Annotated in this window: 14 protein-coding genes and 4 tRNA genes; 7 read left to right on the top strand and 11 right to left on the bottom strand. The window is 37.7% G+C overall.

Translation table 11 applies throughout. From position 1 onward, the window contains the following. Window positions 1-41 precede the first annotated feature (41 nt). The 3 genes from H4J67_RS04960 to rppH all read right to left on the bottom strand — a co-directional run bounded on the left by H4J67_RS04960 (window position 42) and on the right by rppH (window position 3,796). Complete coding sequence (locus tag H4J67_RS04960; RefSeq protein ID WP_182175808.1) at window positions 42-863, bottom strand: sulfite exporter TauE/SafE family protein; 822 nt, start codon at window positions 861-863, stop codon at window positions 42-44. Window positions 864-899: 36 nt separating this feature from the next. Further along, window positions 900-3,176, bottom strand: a complete 2,277-nt coding sequence (gene ptsP, locus H4J67_RS04955; RefSeq protein WP_182203057.1) for a phosphoenolpyruvate--protein phosphotransferase — start codon at window positions 3,174-3,176, stop codon at window positions 900-902. Between the two features lie 113 nt (window positions 3,177-3,289). After that, a complete protein-coding gene (rppH, locus tag H4J67_RS04950; RefSeq protein WP_070375983.1) occupies window positions 3,290-3,796 on the bottom strand; it encodes an RNA pyrophosphohydrolase in 507 nt (168 codons plus the stop codon). Window positions 3,797-3,958: 162 nt separating this feature from the next. Between rppH and mutH the strand changes: the two genes are divergently transcribed. Continuing rightward, complete coding sequence (mutH, locus tag H4J67_RS04945; protein WP_182175882.1) at window positions 3,959-4,627, top strand: DNA mismatch repair endonuclease MutH; 669 nt, start codon at window positions 3,959-3,961, stop codon at window positions 4,625-4,627. 573 nt (window positions 4,628-5,200) lie between these two features. Here the strand turns inward: mutH and H4J67_RS04940 are convergent. The 7 genes from H4J67_RS04940 to H4J67_RS04910 form a co-directional block, all read right to left on the bottom strand. After that, window positions 5,201-5,277: transfer RNA gene (locus H4J67_RS04940), tRNA-Arg, on the bottom strand. Between the two features lie 179 nt (window positions 5,278-5,456). Further along, a tRNA-Arg gene (locus H4J67_RS04935) sits at window positions 5,457-5,533 on the bottom strand. Between the two features lie 94 nt (window positions 5,534-5,627). Beyond that, window positions 5,628-5,704: transfer RNA gene (locus H4J67_RS04930), tRNA-Arg, on the bottom strand. Between the two features lie 90 nt (window positions 5,705-5,794). Then, window positions 5,795-5,886: transfer RNA gene (locus H4J67_RS04925), tRNA-Ser, on the bottom strand. 342 nt (window positions 5,887-6,228) lie between these two features. Continuing rightward, window positions 6,229-6,438: a carbon storage regulator CsrA gene (csrA, locus tag H4J67_RS04920; RefSeq protein ID WP_070375981.1), complete on the bottom strand. Its 210-nt coding sequence runs from the start codon at window positions 6,436-6,438 to the stop codon at window positions 6,229-6,231. A 412-nt stretch (window positions 6,439-6,850) separates the two neighbouring features. Then, on the bottom strand, window positions 6,851-9,475 hold the full coding sequence (alaS, locus tag H4J67_RS04915) for an alanine--tRNA ligase (RefSeq protein WP_182203055.1): 2,625 nt from the start codon (window positions 9,473-9,475) through the stop codon (window positions 6,851-6,853). 44 nt (window positions 9,476-9,519) lie between these two features. After that, the gene (locus H4J67_RS04910) at window positions 9,520-9,966 is read right to left on the bottom strand and encodes a regulatory protein RecX (protein WP_182175811.1); all 447 of its coding nucleotides are present in this window, start codon (window positions 9,964-9,966) and stop codon (window positions 9,520-9,522) included. Window positions 9,967-10,157: 191 nt separating this feature from the next. Between H4J67_RS04910 and H4J67_RS04905 the strand changes: the two genes are divergently transcribed. The 3 genes from H4J67_RS04905 to H4J67_RS04895 all read left to right on the top strand — a co-directional run bounded on the left by H4J67_RS04905 (window position 10,158) and on the right by H4J67_RS04895 (window position 20,523). After that, window positions 10,158-13,679, top strand: coding sequence for a BACON domain-containing protein (locus H4J67_RS04905; RefSeq protein WP_182203053.1), 3,522 nt, complete (start codon window positions 10,158-10,160; stop codon window positions 13,677-13,679). 271 nt (window positions 13,680-13,950) lie between these two features. Next, complete coding sequence (locus H4J67_RS04900; protein ID WP_182203051.1) at window positions 13,951-16,110, top strand: M3 family metallopeptidase; 2,160 nt, start codon at window positions 13,951-13,953, stop codon at window positions 16,108-16,110. Between the two features lie 357 nt (window positions 16,111-16,467). Further along, entirely contained in the window at window positions 16,468-20,523 is a 4,056-nt protein-coding gene (locus H4J67_RS04895; protein ID WP_182203049.1) for a hybrid sensor histidine kinase/response regulator, read from the top strand. Window positions 20,524-20,670: 147 nt separating this feature from the next. Here H4J67_RS04895 and H4J67_RS04890 read toward each other — a convergent pair whose 3' ends face one another. Next, window positions 20,671-21,108, bottom strand: coding sequence for a DUF3010 family protein (locus tag H4J67_RS04890; protein ID WP_070375975.1), 438 nt, complete (start codon window positions 21,106-21,108; stop codon window positions 20,671-20,673). A 209-nt stretch (window positions 21,109-21,317) separates the two neighbouring features. Here H4J67_RS04890 and H4J67_RS04885 point away from each other — a divergent pair, with 209 nt between their 5' ends. From H4J67_RS04885 to H4J67_RS04875, 3 genes are all read left to right on the top strand, one after another. Beyond that, window positions 21,318-22,013, top strand: coding sequence for a tetratricopeptide repeat protein (locus tag H4J67_RS04885; RefSeq protein ID WP_182203048.1), 696 nt, complete (start codon window positions 21,318-21,320; stop codon window positions 22,011-22,013). Between the two features lie 132 nt (window positions 22,014-22,145). Further along, window positions 22,146-23,279, top strand: a complete 1,134-nt coding sequence (locus H4J67_RS04880; RefSeq protein WP_182175816.1) for a sensor histidine kinase — start codon at window positions 22,146-22,148, stop codon at window positions 23,277-23,279. Next, on the top strand, window positions 23,269-23,895 hold the full coding sequence (locus H4J67_RS04875) for a response regulator transcription factor (protein WP_182175817.1): 627 nt from the start codon (window positions 23,269-23,271) through the stop codon (window positions 23,893-23,895). The genes H4J67_RS04880 and H4J67_RS04875 overlap by 11 nt, the downstream gene beginning before the upstream one ends. Window position 23,896 lies beyond the last annotated feature (1 nt).

Raw genomic sequence — 23,896 nt, 5'->3', positions numbered from 1 at the left:
CCTTCTCTAAAAAATTTTAATTTTAAACAAATGCTATTGTACTAACTTAGTATCATTTTAACTGCTACTAGCATCAAAAATATCGCAAATGCTTTCTTGATAGTACCTACCGGTAGCTTACTCGCCGCCTTAACACCTATTGGAGCAAAAAGAGAAGACGTAATAATGATACCAAGCAAAGCAGGTAAATAAACATAGCCTAAGCTATATTTGGGTAAGTTTTCTTCTCCCCAACCCGCAATCACATAGCCGCTAACACCGAATATGGCCACAACCATACCACTCACCGTGGCAACACCAATGCATTGGCGCAGAGGGACTTTAAAGTAACTTAATATAGGGACTAGAATAGCACCACCAGCAATGCCCATCAGACTTGCTAAAATACCAGTAAAAAAGCCAATAGCTTTAACAATTATATTTTTGGGTAGTTTTTCATCATCATTGTGATTAATTAATTTATTTTTCTTCGCTCTATTAATAGCAATAAACATATAAGACGAAAGTAAAAAAACAGCAATAGCAAAAGTATTTTTTAGTGCAACAACAGAAAGCATATCCGCAATAAATCCACCAAGTAACGATCCTAATGCAATCGCCATCATTAGTTGCTTAGCAAGTGGCCAAGGTATATTGCTATTACGGTGATGAGCTAACGCCGCAGAAAGTGAAGTAACAACAATAGTGGCTAACGAGGTCGCAAGCGCCATTGGCATAACTAAGTTCGGTTCAATTCCTAACTGCGGTAATAAATACACCAAAGCGGGTACAATTATCAACCCGCCACCTATGCCTAAAAGACCAGCAGAGAAACCGACCACTGACCCGAGTAACACGCAAATTAAAAAGATACTTAATAACATTGTTTACTGCTTTTTAAGTTAAATTAACCGGAAACACTACCTACCGGTACGTACGAAACTGCTTAAACCGAATTGTTCAAGTTGTTCATTTAAATAACTGTGTACTTGTTTGGATGTTGAAAGGGTTAACACATGCGCCAACATCATTTTTACTTGATGAAAATCAACATGGCGGATCACCCATTTAATTTTTGCGATATTATGCGCGTTCATACTTAATTTGTCATATCCCATCGCTAATAATAATAAAGCACCTGCTGGTTCGCTGGCTAGCTCGCCGCATAGGCTCAGAGGTACCAGTGAGCTAGCTGATTGTTCAGCAATATGGTTAAGCGCTCTTAAAACAGCTGGATGATATGAATTATATAACGCCGATACGCGGGCATTATTTCGGTCAACCGCTAATAAATATTGAGTTAAATCATTACTGCCCACTGAAAAGAAATCAACTTTACTGGCTAATTCAGGCAATTGATAAATAATACCTGGCACCTCGATCATTATACCGATTTTTGGACGAGTGAGCTTTTCTTCACCAATAAAATCAAATTCATTAGACAGTTCATAATAAGCTTGATTGATTAAGCGGGTTGCTTCGTCTACCTCTAAAGTACTTGAAATCATCGGCAACATAATTTCTAAATTATTTAAGCCAACATTCGCTCGTAACATTGCTCGTACTTGCAAGAGAAAAATTTCAGGATGATCAAGTGTAATGCGAATACCACGCCAACCAAGAAATGGATTATCTTCATTGATCGGAAAATAGGGTAGTGACTTGTCACCACCAACGTCTAAAGTACGCATAGTTACAGGCTGATCAGGAAAAGCACGTAATACTTGACGATAAAGTTCCGTTTGCTCTGACTCAGAAGGAAAGCAGCTGCGGTTCATAAAAGGAATTTCAGTACGATACAAACCGATCCCTACAGCACCTGAGTTTTTTGAATATTCAAACCCTGATGAAAGCCCTGCATTAAGTTGCAACTCAATGGTTTGACCATCTTTGGTAATAGCAGGTAATTGTGCTACTTTTTTAACTTTATCGGCGAGTAATATCTCTTGAGCGATTAAGTGTTGATATTCACGTTGTAAGGCTTCATTAGGCTGAACAAAAAGCTCACCACTAAAGCCATCCACAATACAGTTCTTCTGGTGTAATCGACTAAGCGATATTTTCTCAATACCCATTACAGCTGGTACACCTAGTGCTCTTGCTAAGATAGCAGCATGAGAATTATTGGAGCCATGAAGCGAGACTACACCTTTTAAGCCTTGGTGCTGGTATTGTGCAAGCATAGCTGCCGTTACTTCTTCAGCAACCAGTATAAATTCTTGAGGAAGTTCTTGCTCTTTTATATTTAATTTTTTTAAGTTAAGTAATAATCGATTACCTAAGTCACGTATATCACTGGCCCTTTCACGCAAATAACGGTCATCTAAGGCCTCAAACTGAATAACATAGTTATCTATGATTTGTTTTAAAGCACTTTCAGCAGTCCAACCTGATATTATTTTTTGGGTAACTTCTTTAGTAATATTTGCATTATTTAATAACTGCTTGTACATATCGAAAATATCTAAAGTACTCTCCGCAATAATACCTCGCAAGTTACTGGCCATGAAATCAAAATCTATGCGTGTTTTCGCCACGGCTTCTTCAAAGAATTGCAACTCTAGCGTTGGGGCTGTAGTTCGTTGTAAAGAAACAGAAGCTAAACTTACCGCTGGATACACAACATACATTTCACCAATCATTACTCCTGATGAGCCAGCAACCCCCTGTAATGCTTTAGTCCAATGACTATTAGCATCTTGCTCAGTGATTAACACATTAGCCTCGGCATTGGCCAATGAAGTGGCTAGTTGGGCTGACAAGGTAACTAAGAATGCTTCTTCATTTTCGGTAAAGTGCCTAGCCTCTTTTTGTTGAATCGCCAGTATGCCCAGCACTTTTCGTCGATGAATAATGGGGGTCCCCAGAAAGGCATTTAGTTCGTCTTCCTCCACTTCAGGGGCATGAATAAATTGAGGATGGTTTTGCGCATTAGCAATGTTAAGTGGTTCCTCTCGCTGGCCAACTAAACCGACTAAGCCTTCAGTAAAACCAATAGTTGTTTGACCTAATGAACCTTCTGCCAGACCGTCAGAGGCAACCAATAAAAAATGTTGTTTGAGGTGGTCAGCAAGATAAATTGAACAACAGTCAGTATTCATCGTTTCTTTTATTTGTTCCACCATACGATGTAATGCACTGTCGAGTTCAGCGTTTTGGCTAAATTCTAGAACAATTCTCCGTAGGATAGTTAACATACTGCTCCTTAAATAAAAATGCCCGTTCACTTTAAGATATAGGGCCATCTTTAAGTGATACGGGTATATTATACATTTGTGTTTTGTCGTATAAAACTGCTACATAATAATAATCAACTACGACGTTTACGGTTTTGATGGCGATAAGAAGGCATAGACGCCTGAGCAAATTCTTTCATCACTTTACGGTAAACTTCACGTTTAAAAGACACTACCTGACGCACTGGGTACCAGTAACTTACCCAACGCCAATCATCAAATTCTGGATGAGCAGAATGAAGTAAGTCAACCGCAGACTCTTCTGAAGTTAGCTTAAGTAAAAACCATTTCTGTTTTTGCCCAATACAGACAGGTTTACTTTCATGCCTAATTAAACGTTTTGGTAATTTATATCTCAGCCAGTGTTTGGTCGAAGCAACAATACTGACATGTTCCGGTTTTAATCCCACTTCTTCGTGCAATTCTCGGTACATAGTTTCTTCTGCTGTTTCTCCCTCATCAACCCCCCCTTGTGGATATTGCCACGAGTGTTGACCATAACGCCTAGCCCAAAATACTTGTCCTCTATCATTGATTATGACTATGCCGACATTAGCTCTATAGCCTTCAGCATCTATCAAAGGAATTCCCAATAACTTTCATAAAATATATCTTGATTCTTCCATAATATGGGCTTGCGGGCAATTAATTAATTTTTTATTTTATCTAGACCATAGCGTCAAAAGTTATGAATCTTTATACTGAGTAAAGAAAAGTCACGACTAAAGAGTTTACTCATTAAAATTAATATCCCTGCTAACGAAGATGATTTACTAGAAAGAGCGCAAGCACTTGCTGGACTTAATTTAGCTGAAATAGCTGAACAAGCAGGCGTAGTAGTCCCTGACAATTTAACGAGAGAAAAAGGTTGGATAGGTCTTTTACTTGAACAGGTCCTTGGCGCTAATGCGGGGTCAAAACCTGAACCTGACTTTCCACATTTAGGTATTGAATTAAAATCGTTACCCATTAACATGCAAGGTAAACCTTTAGAGACAACATTTGTATGTGTTGCACCTTTGACTGGCTTAGTAGGGGCTAGTTGGAAAACCAGCCATATACGTAACAAAATGGCGCGTGTTTTATGGGTTCCGGTAATTTCTGAACGACATATACCAATAGGCGAGCGTATAGTTGGTACCCCTTTTATTTGGTCCCCCTCTTATGAAGAAGAACAATTACTCGCTCTAGACTGGCAAGAGCTTACCGATATGATTGTATTAGGTGAAGTAGAAAATATCTCAGGAAAACATGGGCAAGTGTTACAACTTCGCCCAAAAGCGGCCAATAGCCAAGCTAAGACACAAGCCTTTAATAAACACGGCGAGCCCTTTAAAACACTGCCGCGTGGCTTCTATTTAAAAACATCTTTTACACACATGTTATTACGTAATCATTTGCGTATTGATTAAGCACAGTCCTTTTATCAGCAGAGGTTTAAAATAACCAACAACACTGCTCAGTTTACAAATAAATATGGCGGTGCTAGCAGGCGAATAACTGGCGATCACAAGTGGTTAGTTTTCTAGCTACTCTTATATGCTAGGTCTCTCCAGCAGGTCAGATAAACTATTACTTTAACTGGGCAAAATATAGATGAAAAAAAACCAACTCGAAAGTTGGTTTTTTTCAATTTTCAGCTTTTCAGCAAATGTGGTGGGCGCGGCAGGAGTCGAACCTGCGACTGGAAGTGGTTAGTTTCGTAGCCACTCTTATATGCTCGGTCTCCCCAGCAAGTTAGATAAACTATCACTTTATGCTAGGCAAAATATAGACGAAAAAAAACCAATCCAAAGATTGGTTTATTTCTGCTTTTCAGCAAATGTGGTGGGCGCGGCAGGAGTCAAACCTGCGACCGGAAGTGGTTAGTTTCGTAGCCACTCTTATATGCTCGGTCTCCCCAGCAAGTTAGATAAACTATCACTTTACTTTAGACGAAAAAAAACCAATCCAAAGATTGGTTTATTTCTGCTTTTCAGCAAATGTGGTGGGCGCGGCAGGAGTCGAACCTGCGACCGCCTGGTTCGTAGCCAGGTACTCTATCCAGCTGAGCTACGCGCCCACATTAAACTTTATTTACTATCTTGTTCAAAGATAACACCCATTATTTTTATAAGCCTTGGTATTTGCTTAACAACTCAAAATACCTCCTAAGGATGATACTTGAGTTTTTTAACTGCTATATTTTAGAAGAAAAAAAACCAATCCTAAGATTGGTTTATTTCAGCTTTACAGCAAATGTGGTGGGCGCGGCAGGAGTCGAACCTGCGACCGCCTGGTTCGTAGCCAGGTACTCTATCCAGCTGAGCTACGCGCCCACATTAAACCTTATTTAATATCTCGTTTGAAGATAATATCTATTAATTTTATAAGCGATGATATTTGCTTAGTCCACATTCCAATAAAGAAAAGTGGTGGGCGCGGCAGGAGTCGAACCTGCGACCGCCTGGTTCGTAGCCAGGTACTCTATCCAGCTGAGCTACGCGCCCTCACATGAACTATTTTTTATATCTTAGTCTAAAGATAGCAAATTGCTTTGCATTTATTACTTTTACCGCAGTTACCTTTAATAAAAGTAATGGCGGAGAGCGAGAGATTCGAACTCTCGAACGGATTTAAAGCCGTTACTCCCTTAGCAGGGGAGCTCCTTCGGCCACTCGGACAGCTCTCCATTTTTACTTCTTTACTGTAGAGTTCTAATGCGTACTTTAAAATACATCTTAGAAAAAACTCTCTATCAGGCTAGTAGCCAGATACTCCTTTAACAGGTGATCGTCTTCAACCAATCGGTCACATCTCCAGTGGGTGCGAATACTAATGGATCGAGAAAATAAGTCAACAATATTTTCTATTTTTCTGTACTTTTAAATCTGTTTGCTGAGATTTCAACCAACAAGGCTATTTTTCAAGCTCAAAAAGATTATTGTCACTAAATTAATGCTAAAAAAAATTAATATTAGTCATTAAAAAAGTCGGCAATTGCCGACTTTTTTAATGAAGGTATTCAACAAAGCTAAAATTTATTACCTGTTTCGGCTTCGCTACTGTCACTTCCTGTTTTTTCTGCTTGTATGCGCATGTAAATTTCTTCACGGTGAACAGATATTTCTTTTGGTGCATTTACACCAATACGAACCTGATTACCCTTTACACCTAAAACAGTGACGGTAACTTCGTCACCAATCATTAACGTTTCACCAACCCTACGAGTTAAAATTAACATCCTAAATATCCTTTATGTTTAAAAGCCAGTCCACTAAAAAATTATAAGCTAGTAATAAATTTAGTTTAATTTTGGTAAAAGTACATAATAAAAATTAAAAACTTTGTAAAAAATAGTTACTTAAGTTCACTAAGACCCAGTTTTACCACTATTTACAAAGATTTTATTACCACAAGTGATAATCAGTTATTAACTTTGCACTTATAACCAATATTGGCATTCTAGCAAGCTTATTCAAGCAATAAAGTGATTTTTTGAAATTAATTATAACTATTTGTTATTATTAATATTGTAGTTAACGCAGGTTAACTCTGCATTAACAGCTAAGTAACCTAATTTGCTGTTTAAAAGATTTACCCACAAAAAAGGAGCTAAAACGCTCCTTAATGAAATATATTAGCTTACTATAATATTACGATAACTGGTCAATTAACCATGCTTTCGCTGCGTCTAATGCCATAGGTAAATTCTCTGGTTTGCTGCCACCAGCTTGTGCCATATCTGGACGTCCACCTCCTTTACCACCAACATGCTGTGCTGCGGCATTAACTAAATCACCGGCTTTTACCTGTCCAGTGAGATCTTTAGTTACACCGGCGATCAAACCTACTTTTCCGTCTGATGCTGTGCCTAATAAAATGATCCCTGAGCCTATTTTATTCTTGAGTTCATCCATCATGCCGCGAAGCGCTTTAGACTCGATACCGGCTAAATCTGCAATAAGTACCTTAACACCATTAACATCTATAGCCTCACTGATTAAGTCAGAACCGGCTTGAGCCGCTACTTGCTGTTTTAGGATTTGAATTTCTTTTTCGAGTTGCTTACCGCGACTAATTAATTGCTCAACTTTTCCTGGCATACTCGCCACATCAGATTTAACCATTGAAGCAACTAAGCTTAGATTTGAACCTTGCTGCTCAGTAAAAGCAAGTGCACACTCACCAGAAACAGCTTCTATGCGACGAACACCTGCAGCTATGCCTGATTCTGACACTATTTTAACAAAGCCAATATCGCCAGTACGATCAACATGAACACCACCACAAAGCTCGGTAGAAAAACCACCTAAAGTAACCACTCGTACTTCATCGTCGTATTTCTCACCAAATAAAGCCATAGCGCCTTTTTCTTTAGCTTCGTCTATCTGCATTAAGTTGGTTTCACGAGACAAGTTATTACGTATTTCTTGGTTAACTAAACGTTCAACAGTTTGCAACTCTTGCGCGGTAACCCCTTCAAAGTGAGAGAAGTCAAAACGTAACTTTTCAGCATCACATAACGAACCTTTTTGCGTAACATGTTCACCCAAGACGCTACGCAATGCCGCATGAAGAAGGTGAGTAGCCGTGTGGTTTTTAACGATAGCTGCGCGTCGCTCGGTATTTATCTCCGCTTTTACTAGGCGATTTAAGCCAATATTTACGCGAGCAATTCCTTTATGAGCAAAGGCGTTACCCATTTTAGTGGTGTCGTGTACTTCAAATATACCGTCATCAATATGAAGAAGGCCTTGGTCTCCTGCTTGGCCACCAGATTCCGCATAAAAAGGTGTTTTGTCCAAAATAACAATGCCCTGCTCGCCTGCTTTTAACTCAGCAACCGACGCTTCGTTATTGAATAATTCAACAATCGTTGCGGAGAATTCATTACGGGTATAACCTTTAAACTGTGTGTTGTGGTCAGATTTAAGCTGGTCGTTATAGTTAGAACCAAACTGACTTGCTTGCTGAGCACGTTCACGTTGAAGTCCCATAGCAATGTCAAAACCATTGTGGTCGACTTTTAATTGACGTTCTCGGGCAATATCTGCCGTTAAATCGGCAGGAAAACCATAGGTGTCATAAAGTTTAAAGGTATCGTCACCTGAAATAGTATCGCCTTTAAGGTTCGCTAAAATATCTTCAAGTAAGATCATGCCACGATCTAGCGTGCGGCCAAATTGCTCTTCTTCGATACGTAATATTTTTTCAATAACCGTTTGTTGGCTAATAAGCTCAGGGTAGGCTTCACCCATTTGCTTACCTAATGAAACAACTAGTCGATGAAAGAAGTGTGATTTTGCTTCTAATTTATGACCGTGGCGTACGGCACGTCGAATAATACGACGTAATACATAGCCACGACCTTCGTTTGAAGGCATAACGCCATCGGCTATTAAGAAGCTACATGAGCGAATATGATCGGCAATGACACGCAAAGATTTATGTTCTAAATCATTGCACTGTAATAACTCAGCAGTATCTTTAATTAAGCCTTGAAAAATATCAATTTCATAATTGCTATGCACGCCTTGCATTATTGCTGAAATGCGTTCTAAGCCCATACCTGTATCAACAGAAGGCTTTGGCAAGTTTTCCATGGTACCGTCAGCATGACGGTTGTACTGCATAAAAACTAAGTTCCAAATTTCAATAAAACGGTCACCATCTTCATCTGGTGAGCCTGGAGGTCCACCAAAAATATTTTCACCGTGATCATAGAATATTTCAGAACAAGGTCCACATGGCCCCGTATCACCCATTGACCAAAAGTTGTCTGACTCGTACTTTTTACTGGGTGACTTATCACCGATACGAATAATTTTATCTACCGGAATACCTATTTCGTCACGCCAAAAAGCAAAGGCTTCTTCGTCACTGTCATAAACAGTCACTAAAAGCTTTTCTTTAGGTAAAGCTAATTTGACGGTTAAAAATTCCCAGGCAAAACGTATAGCGTCTTGTTTAAAATAATCACCAAAACTAAAGTTACCTAACATTTCAAAGAAAGTATGATGGCGCGCCGTATAGCCAACGTTCTCTAAGTCGTTATGTTTACCACCAGCACGAACACAACGTTGTGATGAGGTTGCACGAGTATAACTTCTACTCTCTGCCCCTAAAAAAACGTCCTTAAAAGGAACCATACCGGCATTGGTAAATAATAACGTCGCGTCATTACCTGGAACTAATGAACTACTTGGAACAATTTGATGTTGCTTCGAAGCATAAAAGTCTAAAAAAGTCTGTCGTAATTGTGCACTAGTTTTAATCATGGGAATGTTCACTCTCTGAAAAGTTAATTCTTGAATTTATTCGTTTAATCGCTATGAGTATATTTAATCAATATCATGATTTCATCCGAAGAGAAACCTCGAGACTGCATAAATCGAATGCGTTTTAATTTATCTTTTTGATCTTTAATTGTACTTTCGCCAAAGCGTTTATTATACGCAAGCTCGGCTTGAAGATACCAATCAATTTGCTGATTTTTACTCAGTTCAACTATAATAGTATCGCAAACGCCTTTTTGTTCCAATTCATTGCTAATATAAAGCCAACCATAACCTTTATTAAGGCGGCTACCAAACAAAGACTCGGCAAAACGTTGGTCACTCAAATAGTTTTTTTCAATTAGAAATTCAAGGACTGGCGTAATTTCATCTTCACTGTGTTCACGAAATTTGAGCTTTTGCATTAACTCTTCATAAGAATGCTCGCGACGAGAGAGGATACCTACCGAACAATGTAAGATAGCTTTGTTCAATGATTCATTACCTTTAAAGACGTTTTACCGCTTATATTATCTTTAAATTAACAGATAATTATAGTGTTCAATTATTTAAATTTTAGATAAATAATAAGTTTTTACTTTGAGTGAATAATCACGCAGAATAAGTTGTTATAAAAGTAAGCGTAAAGTTTGCAGATAAACAGCAAAATAAAACAGGGATCTGTATGAAGGTATGTTTTAAGAACCTCAGTCAAATGTTCACCATTTTTTGTATGACATTATTGCTTTCTGCCTGTGGTGGTTCTAATGATAAATCAAAAAATTACGCCATTAACGCTGATGTTTCAACGATTAGCTTTAGCAATGAGATAATTACTGAGTTTGACGATTCAATAACCGTTAATGTTACTTTTGCTGGCGACGGTTTATTAGTGGGTTATGCCCCTGACTCCCAACCCGTGGGCTGGCTAGCCTTTAGAACTGAAAACCTAACCAGTAATTCTGCCACTGTTCATATTGATTTAACCCAAGCAGACCAAATTAATTTAGGTGAATACGTCACAAAGTTGCGTTTTTCAACGGGCGAACTCTCTGATAATGGCGCAACCTTAGTGCATCATGACATCAACGTTTCATTACTTATTTGGCAAGCAAATATAGATACTGAGCTGGTCAGTTTTCGTGGCACCTTTGGTGATGTCAGCATTCCAAGCCAAACAATCGCTATCACCAGTGAGAGTAATAACTGGCAGTTAAGCAGTGATATTGACTGGATAACTTTTGACATATCTTCAGGTTCCGGTGATGCAACGGTCACCGTTACCCCCAATATTAGCAGTTTTACTGCCGCGCAGTTATCAAGTGGGAATATTATACTCACCGAAACAACAACGGGTGATACTAAGCTTATCCCTGTAGAAGTTGGTTTAGATAATCAGTATTTATATGCCAACCAAGCCAGCTTAGCTTTTACGTCAACCGCGAATATTTCAGTGCTTGAGCAAACCATCAAAGTCAGTACCAACAGCAACGCTGAAATAAATTGGCAAGCAAGTTCTGCCTCAACCTGGTTAACCTTAACAAAACTCGACAATGACTTTCTTAAGGTTGCTGTTGATGTTAATGCCATGCCGGTAGCAGCGATAAATCAAACTGAAATAACCCTCAATGCCATTGAAAATGAAGTTGTTATGGGGCATGTTCTACCGGTATCATTATTTCAAAGTACTGAGCAAACAGAAACTAAAGTTATCACCGACATAGCCGCAAATATCGATACCGTAATAGCAGCACCTAACATGCCCTACTTTTATGTTGGCTCAGAAAACAACTTACTTGTTTATCAACAATATAGCGGTGAATTAATTGCAACCATCGCTATCGCTCCTGATAACACCCTACTTGAGCAATTTATTGTTCATCCTGACGGTAGTAAATTACTAGCAAAAGCGCTTGAAGTTGTTATCAATGAAGACGAGACCACCACTGAAGTTGTTCATCGTTATAATATCAATTTAAGCGATTATAGTTTTACTGAAGTTGCATCACCAACCATAGAGTTTGAACCTAGCCGTTACGTACAATTTTCTGGCCGATACTTTATTGTCACGCAAACACTTGAATATGCAGATGAAGAGTTACAACGCTTATTTTGGGATCGTGAGAATATCTTTTTCACCGCAACCATTGACCAAGCCAGTGAAACAGAAGCTTTATATGCACTAGACTTTCAAACAGCAACCTTAAATCGCTATAACGCAAAAATTAATGACTTCAGTCAAGATAAAATCATTACGACCTTAACCCATGAATATAAACCAGAACGGTTAGCTGAAGCCGATAGTATTTCAAGCTTTGTCGTTAATCATAACGAAACCGCGCTTTATCTTATTAGCCCAACAAGTGAATACATTAGCTTTGATGGCACCGCTTTTACCGATATGGGATTACTCAACCAAGCAGAGGGTGCAACGACGTTATTTGTTGAAAAGTCGAATAACAATTTTGCCCATTATCTGCGTTTTGTTCCCGCTAGCGGCTTCGTTGTGAATGTTTACAACCAAGCATCAGCACTGACTGCTACCATTGAAACTCAGGGACAACAGCCGACCAGCATTGATATTTCATCTGATAATAAACGCTTGTTAGTGAACGCGGTAAATAGTACTCAAATAGAAATGGTAACTTTAGCGCAGTTTGATGTGTCGGCATCTCAGTTGTCCTTTAATACTACCTTAGGCAATGCCAGCGTTGCTAGCCAGGAATTGACTATTTCAGGCGTGAGTAATTCATGGCAAGCAACAACAGATGTTTCATGGTTATCTTTTACTCAAACAACAACGCAAGAGAGTAAAACGCTTGTTATTTCCATTGATTCAAATGAGATCGTCGGTTGGGGTTTATTTACCGGTATCATTACTCTTACCGACCCAGAGACAGGTATCAATGTACAAGTAGTGGTTGAGTTAGCGGTTGATGAAATAAGGTTATTCAGTAACGCTTCAGCACTAACCTTTACTTCACAAGCGGACAAGTCAACGCTCAGTCATACAGTAGATATTGTCACCAATAAATCCAGTGCGGTAGCTTGGCAAGCACAAAGTAATGTTAATTGGTTAACGTTAACGGCTGATACCGTTAATAACACCCTAGCGATCGACGCCGATCCAAGCAAAATAACGACTAATGGTTTGTACTATGGCGAAATCACCTTAGCACCGGTCAATAGTTCTGAAAGCGTCAAGGGTACAATAAAAGTCAGCTTTGAAAAGGGCGACTTTGACACAACAAGCATCAGTGAAATTGTTATCACTGATATTACACCTAATACCTCAGCTGTCGTATTAGACCCACTGCGTCCTAATATTTATATCGGCCAAGGTGATGTGATAAAAGTGTTTAATATTATTACTGGCGCTGCAATAACAACGATTAATTCACCGCTTGGCGGTGTTGATTTAACCGACTTGGTTATTCACCCGGATGGCTCACTCCTGTTGGCTTCAAATAGTGAAAACTACAACGATGAAAATGGGCAGCCACAAACGCGTATTAATCATTATCAAATAAACCTTAACGATTTCAGTATTAACTTACTGCCAGCTGCTGACATAGATCTACAATTTAGGCCTAAAACTATCGCGATAGTCGCCGGTAAAGCCATTGTTATCAGTCAAGCGTTAGAATATGCAAACTTAGCCTTAGCGGTGCAGTTTTGGGATAGAGAAAACATTTTCAACTCACCCATCATCTATGACGTACCGGCAAGCAATCATGTTATTGCTTATAACGCTAACACTTCAGCATTGCTACAATATACCTTAGCGTATAATGCCTTTACTGCTGAAAGTGTTCAACAAATTGCCAGTAATGAAAATATTAACAGCGCTTATAGTGGCGTTTTATCAAATATAGTCACCAGTAGTCGTGGTGCAGATCTTTATACAGCGAGCACCACTTCAGAGTGGACAACTTTTGATGGTACAAGTTTTACTGACCAAGGCGTTTTGCGAGCGAGTATACGAACGGTTAACGTAGCCATTGACTCGGCTAATAATAGTTATTTCTATCGTTTCGATAGTAGTGGCGTTTTTATTCTCAGTAAATATGATGCAAACCAACAAGCCTTATTTACCGTTGGGTATACTGCCGGTTCTGTTGACAGTTATATATCGCCAAACTACCAGCGAATAATTCACTACAATTCGACTGCAAATAGCTTAGTACTTGATTATATTCCTGATTAAGCTTAGCTACATATTGCACTTATGTAATCCCGTGCTCGCACGGGATTTTTATTTCCGCTAAAGCCTACTTATTTTATTCTGTATTTTACAAAAATAATCAAGATAAAAGCTGACAACTTAACAATTCAGCTTTTTTAACCGGTTACTCACCGTTTTTAAACGTGCTGCGTCTTGTAGCTTGGTCGAGTGCAACATAGAATAAATTCATTAGCTTTGTCTATACGATATTAACAAAATCATTTAATTGTCTAACATTTAATAAAGGTCATTTATGAAAAAGCGCTTACTCGCCCCACTTGCTATTGCTATCACATTAGCCGGTTGTCAGTCGTACGACGATAACAAGAATCAAATCAAAGAAAGTCAGCAAATAATTAAAAAAGCTGAACATATAAATCCATTGTTCAGTGCATTTACTACGCCACACGGCATTCCCCCTTTTGATCAAATTAAAAAAAGTGATTACTTACCCGCATTTGAGCAAGCCATTAGTGAAAATAAAATAGAAATTTCCACTATCGCCAATGCTACTAACACAGCAACATTTGCAAATACCATTGAAGCGATGGAAAAGTCAGGTGATTTTCTTAACCGCGTCAGTAATGTATTTTACGGTTTAACCGGTTCAATGTCTGACGAAGAAATGCGCAATATTGCCAAAGCAGTATCACCACAATTATCAGCGTTAAATGACGATATTAATCTTAATGCAAAATTATTTGCTCGGGTAAAAACGGTTTATGACAAAAAAGATCAACTGAATTTACAAGTAAACGAATTAACCTTACTTGAGAAAACCTACAAAGGTTTTGTCCGTGGTGGTGCTAATTTATCAGACGCTGACAAAGTAAAATTACGCCAATTTAATACGCAATTGAGTGAATTAAGCTTAAGATTTGGCGAAAATTTATTACACGAAACGAACAGTTTTGAAATGGTTATTGATAACAAGGCTGATTTAAACGGTTTACCTGACGATATTATTGCCGCCGCCGCTGTTACGGCAAGCGACAGAGGCCATGAGGGTAAATGGGTATTCACCACTCATCGTCCTAGCAAAAATCCCTTTTTAACCTATGCAACTAACCGTAAATTACGGGAAACCTTATATAAAGGTTACACCATGCGCGGTAACAATGACGATGAGTTTGATAACAAGAGTATTGCTGCAGAAACAGCCAGCTTACGTTACCAAAAAGCACAGTTATTAGGTTATAAAACTCACGCACATTTTGTCCTTGAAAATGCGACGGCTAAAACACCTGAAAACGTATTTGGTTTATTAAATAAAGTATGGCCAGCCGCTTTAGCAAGAGCAAAAGAAGAGTCAGCTGATATGCAAAAGCTGGCTAACTCACAAGGCTCTAAAATTGAAATAGAAGCCTGGGATTGGTGGTACTACGCTGAGAAAATTCGTAAAGCTCGCTACGATATAGATGCAGCAGAAACTAAGCCTTATTTTTCACTTGAAGGGACTTTACAAGGTATTTTCTTCACTGCTGAAAAATTATGGGGCGTAACCTTTAAAGAACGCAACGACTTACCTAAATACCATGAAGATGTACGCACCTTTGAAGTCTTTGATAAAGACGGCAGCTATGTTGGTATTTATATGACTGACCATTACGTGCGCGAAAGTAAACGTGGTGGTGCTTGGATGAGCAGCTTCCGTAAACAACATCGTATGTATGGTGAAGAAGTTACCCCTATTATCTACAACGTATTAAATTATCCACGCCCGGTCGGTGATACGCCAACATTATTAACTTTTGATCAAGCATCGACCTTATTTCATGAATTCGGTCATGCAATTCAGGGCTTGTTGTCTAACGGTTATTACCGTTCACAAACTGGTACTGCTTTACCACGTGACTATGTTGAATATCCTTCACAAGTCATGGAAAATTGGATGACTGAGCCAGAAGTATTAGCAAACTTTGCTAAGCACTATAAAACAGGTGAAGTTATTCCAATGGCATTAGTTGATAAAATTCAAGCTTCAGGTAAATTTAATCAAGGTTTTGGTACCACTGAATACCTTGGTGCGGCTTTACTTGACATGAGCTGGCATTCTTTAGAAACAGCAGAGCTGCAAGATGCTGCCGTATTTGAGCAAAAGGTCTTATCTGAAATTGGCTTAATCAAAGAGATATCACCTCGTTATAGAACAGGTTACTTTTCTCATATATTCTCTGGCGGTTATTCATCAGGTTATTACGGCTACATTTGGTCAAATATCTATGATGCAGATACTTGGTTAGCGTTTAAAGAAAATGGCATATTCGATGAGAAAACTGCAGATTTATACCGTAAGCATATCTTAGAGCCCGGTGGTAGTGAAGATCCCACCATAATGTACCGTCGCTTTAGAGGTCAAGACCCTAAAGTTCAACCTTTGCTTGACCGTCGTGGTTTAACAACAACTAAATAACGTTAACCCTAATATTATTAATATTCGTTATTTAAGACTCCATCATGCTGGTACTAGATTTATATGAGTCTCAGCATGATGATTTATAACTGAAAATGATATTAACTGAGATAGCGCTTTATAGTTGCTAAAAAAAACTAAGTGCTTTTATTCCCATCCTGATATCATTCTCACTACTGTTGTCTTTAACGGGATAACGTCCAGTTTTAAAAATTTTTAATAAAAGTTTATTTGTATTGTTTATAACCTAATAATGTAATAATAATATTCTTTCAACGCCATATAGCTCACTAAAGTTAACCCCCCATTATGAAGTTAAAATCTGCTGTATTACTCATATTGAAAGGTTTTGTAAAAATGAGTATTATTTTCAATAACCGTAAAATAAAGCCTTCGCTGTTTTTATTTTTGCTGATACTTTTTCCTTCCTGCGTTTCATTCGCTGCAGTGCAATCAACTCGGTTTGAGCGTCTATCTATTGAAGATGGCCTACCACAAAGTGATGTAAATCAAATACTACAAGATAGACAAGGCTTCATATGGGCAGGGACTTCCAACGGGTTAGCACGTTATGACGGCTATACGTTTAAAGTATTTAAGCATAGTGGTAAAAATAAGAACTCACTAACAGGCAATGTGATTCGAACTATATTTGAAGATAAAAATGCGAACCTATGGATAGGTACAGAATTTGGACTTAACCACTTTAATCCGAGAACTGAACAGTTTAGACACTTTCGTCACAATGCTAATAATCCAAATAGCTTAAGCCATGATGTTGTCAATGCAATAACTCAAGACCGCTTAGGCAATATCTGGATAGGTACTCGGGGCGGACTTAATCGTTTTGATCCAAAAACAGGGCAATTTACTCATTATAAATATAATATAAATAATCCAAAGAGTTTAAGCCATAATAATGTCTGGGCAATATTAGAGGATAATAACGGCGAAATTTGGGTTGGCACTCATGCTGGTCTTAGTCGTTTTAATGCAAAAACCGAGCAATTTACTCATTACTTTCACAATGCTAACGACCCCAATAGCATAACTCAAGGAACAGTTTGGTCAATAATTACCGATAGGCAAGATAATCTTTGGATGATTACTGAAGACGGCTTAAATCGATTTAGTCTGCAAACTGAGCAATTTACTCATTACCGCCATGAGGCTAATAATGCTAATAGTTTAAGTGATGGCGTAGTTTTAACGTTAGCAGCTGATAAAAACGGCAACCTTTGGATTGGGACAAGTTTAGGATTAAATAGACTGAACCTTGAAACTGAGGCTTTCACCTATTACCGTCATGAAGAGGCTAATATAAATAGCCTAGGCTCTGGTAATGTTATGGCTATTTTAGAGGACAGAGAAGGCAATATTTGGTCAGGGACTAACAAAGCGGGTCTTAGCCGCTTCAATCCAAAAATAGAGCAGTTTGGTCATTACCGTCGAGATGCATTTACCCCCGGGAGCTTAAGTAGTAATTGGGTTGCTGCGATCGTTGAAGACCAGCAAGGCGATCTTTGGGTGGGGGTTGATTCAGAAGGTATTAATCGCTTTAATAAAAAAACTCAGCAGTTTGAGCATTATAGTATAAATAAAACTAACCTAGAAAATATAAGTAATAACTGGGTTAACGCAATAACTAAAGATCACCAAGGCAATATTTGGTTTAGCACTAGGAGTGCATTAAATAAATTTACCCTCAAAACAGAAGTATTCAGTACTTATCGGCATAACTTGGATGATTCAGACAGTTTAGGTAGCAGAGGTATCCAAGCGATAACTGAAGACAGCCAAAATAACCTTTGGGTAGGTACTGCTAATGGCCTAGATTATTTTCTCCCTAAAACTGCAAAATTCAGGACCTATCAGCATAGTGAAGTTAATTTAAACAGTTTGAGCCATAACCATGTTTTAGCAATAACTGAAGATAACCAAAAAAATCTTTGGGTGGCTACTGTTGAGGGCCTTAATTATTTCAATCCTAAGACTGAAGTATTTATTCATTATCGTCATGATATGACTCAACCAAACAGTTTAAGTCATAATTATATTAGCTCAATAGCTTTAGATGACGAGGGTAACCTTTGGGTAGGCACCATGAATGGCTTAAACCTTATGGATATGAAGTCGGGGGAGTTTGTACGTTTTACCGAAGAGGATGGATTACCTGATAGCACCATTTATGCAATAGAGATTGATGATCAAGGTTATTTATGGATAAGTACCAATCAAGGCTTATCTCAATTTAACCCCAAGTCTAAAACGTTTAAAAATTATGATGTTGGCGATGGCTTACAAAGTAATGAATTTAATGCTGGCGCTTCTTATAAGAGTGACAGTGGCGAATTGTTTTTTGGCGGTATTAATGGTTTTAATCGATTTTTTCCTAATAAGCTAATTCAGGATAACAATAAACCTGTGGTCGTTTTCACCGAAATGCTATTGTTGAATCAATCAGTCGCTATCGATGCCAATAAAGAACACGATAAAAATAAGGCAAAACCTGAAGATGGTACATTTTTTTTGGAGAAAGGGATCCATGCAACATCAGCGATCACTTTAAGCCACAAAGAAAATTTAGTGGCGTTTGAGTTTAGTGCTTTACATTTTTCTGCCCCGAAAAAAAATCAATATGCATACAAGCTTGAAGGTTTTGATGACCATTGGATAATGACCGATTATAAAAATCGCCGAGCAACATACACAAATCTATCTGATGGTGAATACTTACTAAGAGTAAAAGCAAGCAACCCTGATGGTATTTGGAATGAAGAAGGTGTTTCACTTAAAATAACCGTGCTACCACCGTTCTGGAACTCTTGGTGGGCATATACCTTATATTTCATCTCATCTTTGCTCATATTAGTCTTTTTCATTAAGGCTCATCAAAAAAAAGCAATTTTTGAACGTGACCTTATTAAGCAATTAGAGCATCAAGTTTCCACACAAACGGCTTCAATCAAACAAGAATCGAAAAAGGTTATTAAAGCGAATGAAGTTAAATCTCAATTCTTAGCGAATATGAGCCATGAGATAAGAACACCTTTAACCTCTATTATTGGCCAAACTGAAGCGATATTACATGGTGATATTGATAACAGTACTGATAGTATAAAAGTCATCTATAATAATAGCTTACATTTACTGAGCTTGTTGAATGATACCCTAGATTTAAGTAAAATAGAGGCAAATAAATTTGAATTAGAAATAACGGCCTTAGATCTCATACAAATACTTGTCGACATTAAAAATATTTTCTCAGAACAAGCTAAATCTAAGGGCTTAAATTTCACCATACACCATACTTTGCCCTCCCCTTTTATGATCAATATTGATGGCTTTCGTTTAAAGCAAATTCTTATTAACCTTTGTTCAAATGCCATTAAGTTCACTGAAAAAGGGGATGTTGCTATTGAAATATACGCGCAGCATTATAATCATATCAACGAATTAACCTTCAAAATACGTGATACAGGCATAGGTATCAGTGATGAACAATTAATAAGAGTGTTTGACGCCTTTACACAAGCAGATACCAGCATTAGTCGGCGCTTTGGTGGCTCAGGTTTAGGGTTAAATTTATCTGAAAAATTAGCTGACTTCATGGGGGGAATAATCGATGTTGAAAGTGAGATAGGTCAAGGCAGTATTTTTACCTTGATATTACCCTTTACTCCCACCAGTTCAACTGAGATTGTAAAAGAATTCGAAGTAACAAAGAAGACCTTCAGTGGCGCTATTTTATTGGCTGAAGACCATGATGATAATAGGCATTTAATGAGCAGGCTACTGACCGGACTAGGTTTTGAGGTTTATACTGCGACAAACGGCTACGAAGTAATAGCGTCTTACTTTAAAAATAAACCTGATTTAATCTTACTTGATATTCAGATGCCAAAAATGGATGGTATAGAAGCGATAAAAATTCTAAGAGCTAGAGCTTGTGAAGTGCCGATTATTGCATTAACGGCAAATACCTTAGCCAAAGATCTAGAACAATATTTAGCGCTAGGATTTAATGGATTTCAAGCTAAGCCTTTTGAGCGACAAACCTTTATCAATACCATCGCTAAGTATTTTGAACAGCCTATCAAAATTAGCCACGAAGACAGTAGCTCGCTAACTAATAGCAGCATTGATATATCTGATTTGGTTGCTAAATTTGAAGTGGGTTTAATTGCAGAACATAAAAACTTCATATTGTTGAATCAAACGAATGATAATGATGCACTTGCTAAGCAAGCACATAAACTAGCTGGAGCCGCACAAATGTTTGGTTATAACAACATAACACGAGTCGCAATGAGCTTAGAGTCCAATATTAAGAGAAAAAATTATGCCGCTATTAAATCTAGCACCCATGAGCTTATTGCGGCGTTATTAACGGTTATTAACAAAAGCGACTGATAACGTTTCTCATCATTTTATTGTTAGCACATTTGAAGCATATTAATTAGGCTCTTAGCACCATATCCTACTGATCGCCGTAAACGTAAAAACCCCAGTAAGTGCAAACTTACTGGGGTTTTTATTAGCTTCAACTAAAAGAAACACTTACTTCATATAAGGGTCACTTTCAAAAAAAGCAAAAACGGTATCAAAGGCAGGTTCTTGATATTGCTTCAAGCCGGTATCACGAAAATCAATATCTATTTGACTTCTTACTAGGGTTTTCTTAACAAAACTACCCGCAATAATTTCTACTTGTAGTTCTTTTATAAGTTGAATACACGCTTCTAATTTAAAGCCGATCGGTCCACCAGAAAATTTACCTTTTAAAGCGCGACCACGGATAACAACTTTATCAACGTGATAGTCTTCCATCAATTTAGCAAAGGTAAATTGGAAGTGTTGTACTGCTTCGGAATCACCTGCATCTACTAAAGATATTTTTTGCACGCGCGTTTGCGGAATATCATACAAACCGTTTTCACGTGACATAATACAAATAATTGCATCATTACCTTTTAATTCAACACCACATATTCTCATAAAGTTATACCAATTCAATTAATTTCGATTTTCGCGGTCGCATTATATACCTAAATAGTAGATACCGAAACGAATTAATGACATTTGTCATTTTAAGTCATGACAAAGTGCTCTAATACTAAAACTAGATACTTGAAATACTTGTTTTCGCCAAGGGGGAATAAACAAAATTCTTCTTTAACTTAAAACAAAATATAAGCGAGAATACGATGAAAACTACATTATTTAAATTAGCAATTACCGTTTCATTAATGTTAAGTACTCAGGCGCAAGCTGATCAGCAAACCATTACAGCTATTGAAAATGCGTCAATGGAATTAAACTTAACAGAATTAGTAAATATTAAAGAATCCAGCAACGGTTACGACCGAGCTTTAGCGAATTATCGTCTTGGGTTCAATTACAGTTTTCTTCAACAGCAAGACAAAGGCACTGCTGCGTTAAACCGAGCAACAGAACAATTAACTGAACTGGTTAAAATTAATAATCAAGACAATGAAAGTTGGGCGCTACTAGCGCAGGTTTACGGATTACGTATTGCATATCAACCGATGAGCGGGATTGAATTAGGTCCTAAAGCAATAAACGCATTGACAACAGCCCAAAAAATTTCACCTAACAATCCACGTGTATTACTCTTTACAGGTGTAAGTAAATATAATACACCTGCCATGTTTGGTGGAAGTAAACATCAAGCATTAATAGAGTTATCTAATGCCATTGAACAATACAATAACGATCAATATTCTGAGTATCATTGGGGATTTGCAGAAGCATATACATGGCGCGGATTAACGCAATTGGAACTAGGTAATAAAGAGGCCGCATTGGCCGATTGGGCAAAAGCAGTAGAGGTATCCCCTAATTACAGTTGGGCAAAAAATCTACTTCAGAAGAATACTTAAATATCTATTAAAATCTTAAGCTGCTGATATTAAAATAATATAATTAATTACAGATTCAGCAGCACCTCATTAAATATGATATAAATAGCGCGTTTTAGTTAACTAATATCATACGAAGTTTTGGACATTGAAATGAATATCAATAATAGCACTTTTGTAGCACCGAGCTTAACCGAAAACCAAATTGTACTGTGGACATGGCTTCCGCTGTTTTTTTCGCTATTTTATTTTTTTCCTCTATTTGCCAACTGGCAAAATTTCGATGTTATACAAATATCTGGTTCGCTCATCGTTTATAGTTGTTTTATTTATTTTTATATTACTGGTCAAAGTAATGATGAACGAATGGCTATTCGTCCTATTTTTGCTATTTTACTTTTAAGTTTTCTCGGTACATATTTTACCCCCGGCACATTTACCTTATTTGCCTTTGCAAGTTATTTTATTGGTTATTATTACCCTGCCCCAAAAAGTATAATAGGTTTAGGGATCACGATTGGTCTCATTTTTATTACTGCGGCAGTCTTTGATCTCGTCAACTTTTTTTTCATAACTCCTGCACTTTTTTGTAGTATTCCAAACTTTTTATTTGGTTTAGCTGAGCGTCGTAGCCGCAAGCAAAAATTGTCAGAACAACGCAGTCAACAGCAAATAGAGCAATTAGCAACGGTTGCTGAACGCGAAAGAATTGCACGAGACTTACATGATTTACTCGGCCACACACTCTCTTCAATCGCACTAAAAGCAGAGCTTGCCGAGAAGCTAGCTAAAGCAGGACAAATAAAAAAATCAATTGATGAAATATCACATGTTGCAAAAATTACGCGTGAAACATTAAGTGAAGTTAGACAAGCCGTTTCAGGTTATAAAGCTAAAGATCCACAAGCTGAAATCAATAAAGCATTTGCTCGTTTAATTGATAGAAATTTCACGGTAACACAGCAAGTGTTATTACAAAAATTAACAGCAAAAGCAGAAAGTTCGTTATTACTTATTATTAGGGAAGCAATAACGAACATTCTTCGTCACAGTAACGGTGATAACGTTATCGCTAAAACTCAACAAACTGAAGATTCGTTATGTCTCACAATATGCGACAACGGTTCTCATTACCAAGACGAAAATAGAGAACCTAAGTTCAGTAACGGGCTGATAGGAATAGTAGAGCGCGTTAAGGAACTCAATGGACAGTTCACCATAAATACAAAACAAGGGTTTGAGTTAAAAATTAGTTTACCATCAGAGGCTTTCATCAATGAAAAATGAAGTATTAAATAAAAAGATCAAAGTAATTATCGCTGAAGATCAAGCACTCATAAGAGGAGCATTAACAGCCTTACTTAATTTAGAGGCAGATATTGAAATTGTTGGCGAAGCTGAAAATGGCGTTGAAGCAGTGAAACTTATTAATAAAAACAGTACCGATATTTTACTAACTGATATTGAAATGCCTTTAATGAGTGGCTTAGAGTTAGCGCAAATCACAGCAAAAAATCACCCCTATATTAAAACAGTTGTCATCACTACGTTTGGTCGTGCTGGATATATTAAGCGCGCTTTGACTATTGGCGTTAAAGGTTTCTTACTTAAAGATACTCCGTCTGATGAGTTGGCAGCGGCTCTGAGAAAAGTAATGCAAGGGAAAAAAGTAATAGACCCTGAATTAGCAATTGCTGCCCTAGATGATGTCGACCCATTATCAGACAAAGAGCGTAAAGCTTTGAAATTAGCAAGTGAAGGTAAAACAACAAACGATATTGCTCAATTGTTATTTCTATCAGAAGGAACTATTCGAAATTATTTGTCGGAATGTATTTCTAAACTCAACGCGACTAATCGTATTGATGCTGCCAGAATAGCGCAACAAAAAGGCTGGCTCTGAG

This window comes from Colwellia sp. BRX10-4 (assembly GCF_014077465.1).
In the GTDB taxonomy this organism is placed as follows: Bacteria; Pseudomonadota; Gammaproteobacteria; order Enterobacterales; family Alteromonadaceae; genus Colwellia_A.
This window is presented reverse-complemented; position numbering and strand designations above follow the sequence as displayed.